Source organism: uncultured Rikenella sp., assembly GCF_910579375.1.
GTDB lineage: Bacteria > Bacteroidota > Bacteroidia > Bacteroidales > Rikenellaceae > Rikenella.
Genome location: NZ_CAJTUJ010000181.1, coordinates 1 through 3,707, shown reverse-complemented (window position 1 = coordinate 3,707; position 3,707 = coordinate 1). Strand labels below are relative to the sequence as shown.

3 protein-coding genes are annotated in these 3,707 nt (G+C 62.9%); all 3 read right to left on the bottom strand.

The annotated features are described in order from the left end of the window. Positions 1 to 1,139: 1,139 nt before the first annotated feature. Entirely contained in the window at positions 1,140 to 1,703 is a 564-nt protein-coding gene (locus QZ302_RS09350) for a DUF5606 domain-containing protein (RefSeq protein ID WP_365320724.1), read from the bottom strand. Positions 1,704 to 1,788: 85 nt separating this feature from the next. Next, positions 1,789 to 2,430, bottom strand: coding sequence for a dephospho-CoA kinase (coaE, locus tag QZ302_RS09345; protein WP_294594746.1), 642 nt, complete (start codon positions 2,428 to 2,430; stop codon positions 1,789 to 1,791). Beyond that, on the bottom strand, positions 2,427 to 3,383 hold the full coding sequence (locus tag QZ302_RS09340; protein ID WP_294594744.1) for a hypothetical protein: 957 nt from the start codon (positions 3,381 to 3,383) through the stop codon (positions 2,427 to 2,429). The genes coaE and QZ302_RS09340 overlap by 4 nt, the downstream gene beginning before the upstream one ends. Positions 3,384 to 3,707: the final 324 nt, after the last annotated feature.

Here is a 3,707-nt window from a genome sequence, read left to right as displayed (position 1 = left end):
TTTGAGCCGCGCAGTTCGCTGCCACCCCACGCGGCGGACTGCAACTCGACGGAGCTCGTTGCTGCTCTCCGCTGGTGGCGAACTGCTATAGGTCGAGAGCGAGTAGCGCGATTCCGCGAGGAATCGCCATCCTCGGCAAGATCGACGCATTAGCGGCGCGTGGGGGGCGCGCCGAGGACGAACTTCTGAGAATAGGGTGGTGAATGGGCCGAGCTCTTGCGGCTCGAAGAGCCGTGCGGGCCGAAGTCTCCCCACGGGAGGGACGCACAGCGTCTTTTACTAGCCGCCTCTACTTCACGACAGCATCTCCCGGGTGTCCTACCGCTTCCGGCGCGAATAAATGGGAAGGGGAGAGTGCTTTCGCGGGTCGGAGCCAGCGGGGGCACAACGAGCATCGCGAGTTGCGGCCCTACGCCTGGGGTGGCTTCGGCCCGCGCGGCTCTACGAACCGCAGGATTCAATTCAAAAGTAGGGTAGAGGCTGTCTAATATTGGGGTAGAGGCTGCCATTAAAACGCCCTTTGGGCGCGTTTATTCCGAGAGGCAACGCAACGGAAAACCGTAGCCGCGGTTGCCCGCGCTGCTGGGACCGAGCCACGTCACGTAGAAATTCAAGTGCATGCCAAGGGAACCGTTGACCGTGGAAGCCCAGCTGTAACCGCTGCTGCCGACGCCGTTCAGCGCGCCCGTATCCCGATTGCGGAAGCCCGGGGCGCACCCACAGGGTATTTTATTGGCCGCCTCTACCCCCGTTTATTCCGAGAGGCAACGCAACGGAAGACCGTAGGAACGGTACGCTTCATTGCCGGGATTGAGGTTCGTCATGTCGAAATTCAAGTGCACGCCAGCGCTCTCTCTGACTGTGGAAGACCAGATGAAACCGAAGTTGCCGACGGAGCCCGGTACGCCTGACTTTGCGTAGCGGTTGCCCGGGGCGGGGACGAGGGGCTGGCGAAAACGAGACGGGGCTCTGCAAATGGGCTATCCCTTAACGGATGGGCTCGTGCCTGAACCGGGGGCTGAGCCGGACATGAGGGCTGTGTGCGGTGTGGAGCGAAAAGGAAGACGCCGAGTCGTGCCCATTTTGGGTCGACTCGGCGTCTGCTATTTATGTGCTCGGAATCTGCTCGATGCGGCAGGCTACTGCGCTTTCCGGGCGGTGGTGTTCTTGACCGAGGCGGTCTTGGCGCCGCTCACTTTCGGTGTCCGCTGGGTGGCGCTGCTCTTGGTGGCTGCTTTCGTGCCGGTCTTTGGCGTTTTGGCCGACTTCGGCGCTTCGGTGGTCGGTTCGCCGCTTTCGGCTGGAGCTTCGTCAGCTGTGAAGCGGGTCATCCCGGCGGCGATCAGGAGGTTGTACCACTGGGCGATCTTCTTGATGTCGGACTGGTGGACGCGTTCGGTGTCGTAGTCCGGAAGCACGGAGGAGATGAAGGTGCGCAGTTCGTCGGGGTTGGATTTGGAGGTCACGGCGACGGATTGGCCGCCCTGTCGGTCGTAGATGGTCTGAAACAGATCGCCCAGCGGCACTTCGGACGAGGTGGTGAAGATGGCGATGTCGCCCAGGGCGCTCACTTTGGTCGTGCCGCCGACCATGGTACGACGGCCGTCAGCCAGCGATTCTACGATAATCCCCCCTTTGCCTTGTGCCACGTAGCGGTAGAGACCCGGGGTGCCGGATACGGCTAAAATCTCTTTCAGTTCCATAACGTATTGGTTGTCTTGTAGTTTTTCTGGTTCGTCGAGGCGGCTCGATGGGCTGCCTTGCGGGGAACAAAGGTAGCAAAATTTCCTAATTCCGGATGGCGGCGGTTTCGCGGCACAGGGTGGTGTGGAGGGCGAGCACTTGAGGGATCAGCAGTTGTCGGTCGTCGGCGGTGAGGGTGAAGTCGGCGTAGGAGGCGCGTTGGGGATCGCTCAGCTGGGCGGAGATCCGGGCGCGGGCGGCGGTGGGGGTGGTCCGGTCGCGTTGGATAATCCGTTGGAGGCGAATGTGTTCGGGGGCGGTGACGGTGACGATGCGATCCATCAGCCGGTGGGCGCCGGATTCGATGAGGATGGCGGCTTCTTCGACGATGTAGGGGGGGGGCGAGGGATGTCGAGCCCACTGGGCGGCCCAGTGTTCGAAGTCGCGTTCGACGGCGGGGTGTACCAGGCGGTTCAGGGCGGCGAGGCGGTCGGGGTGGCCGAATACCTGGCTGGCGAGATAGGGTCGGTTGAGTTTCGTGGTCTGATTCTCAGTGATATATGTTTCTTGGCCGAAGTGGCGGACGATGGCTTCCTGCAAGGAGGGGTCGTGCTCCATGAGCCGACGGGCGGCGAGGTCGGCGTTGTAGACGGGGATGCCGAGGAGTTGCAGGAGCCGGCCGACGGTGCTTTTGCCGCTGCCGATGCCGCCGGTCAGGCCGATGCGCAGGGGAGGAGGAGGGGTCATGGCCGGCGGGTGAAGAAGGTTTCGACGTCTTGGGGTTCGATGCGCAGGATTTCGGTGCCGAGGGGTAGGGAGTCGATCCGCACTTCGCTGCGGCCGCTGGGCTGGTGGAGGGCGTCGCGGTAGTCGACGTAGGCGTGGAGTTGCTCTTCGCGAATCCGTTCGTAGTCGCGGAGGGGGACGTTCAGGGTCACGCGCACGCGCCCGGGGATGACGATGGCTTGGGTCTGTTTCTCGAGGTGTTCGATCCGGACGGGGAGGTCGAGGGTGTGCTGGGTGTAGGGCACGATGTCGATGCGGTAGTCGGTCTGGCGTTCGGAGAGCAGGGTGCCGGCGGGGGGGATGAGTTCGATGTGGCCGCTGAGGGTGCCTTGGGCGTCGCTGATCCGACGGGGGCGGGTGTAGATGCCGGAGAGGCTGTCTAACAGGCTCCGGGGGCCGCGAACGTCGACGGAGTCGGGACGGAATCGGGGCTGGCCGATGGGCATGTGCTGGGGGGCGGGGTCGATGTCGATGCGGCTGAGGACGGCCATCCGCCGCGTTTCGACGGGCGATACGCGGATGGTGAGGGCGGTGTCGAGGATTTCGAGTATCCGGAGCTCTTTCCCGGCGGCGGCGAGGGCGCCGGTCAGGGAGGTCTTATCGATCCGGAAGAGTTCGTCGCTCTCGGGAACGGGAACCAGGGTGAGTTGGGACATGGGGATCACGAGGCGGTCGGCCAGGTGCAGTTTGTGGGCGAGGAGTTTGCTCCCGACGCCTTCGGCGCGGCAGTGGATGGTGGTGCGGGGTTGGTCGATCCACAGACGGGAGGAGAAGTCGTTGGTCACTTCGACGGAGAGGGGGATCTCGGTGGTGTAGCGGTAGCCGAGTTGGGTGATGTACCACAGCAGGGCGGAGATGACCAGAAAGATCCAAAAACTGGGCTTGATATAGTGGGTGATGCGGTTGAATTTCATGGCGGGGCAAAGATAGGGAAAATGGGGGTAGGGTGGCGCGGGGTTCGTGGGGCTTTTTGAGGGATTTCCGAGGGAGTTTTGAGGGGGCGCTCTGACAAGGGGCGGGGGTGTTGCTTTTGCGGTTCTTCGGCCCGCTTTGGGGTAGAGGCGGCGGGTCGGTTTGGTTGAGGCGGCCTTTATTTAGGGTAGACCTGGCCGTTGGTTCGGGTAGAGACCCGGCTAGTTGCTTGGGGTAGAGGCTGTCTCTTGGGGTAGTTCCAGCCAGTATTCGGGTGCCGAGCGGCCCCGTTTATTCCGAGAGGCAACGCAACTGAAAACCGTAGG

What these genes read in the sequence shown, in the direction of transcription:
- QZ302_RS09350 (WP_365320724.1), bottom strand. Translation starts at nt 1,703, where the DNA reads ATGGAACTGAAAGAGATTTTAGCCGTATCCGGCACCCCGGGTCTCTAC.
- coaE (WP_294594746.1), bottom strand. Translation starts at nt 2,430, where the DNA reads ATGACCCCTCCTCCTCCCCTGCGCATCGGCCTGACCGGCGGCATCGGC.
- QZ302_RS09340 (WP_294594744.1), bottom strand. Translation starts at nt 3,383, where the DNA reads ATGAAATTCAACCGCATCACCCACTATATCAAGCCCAGTTTTTGGATC.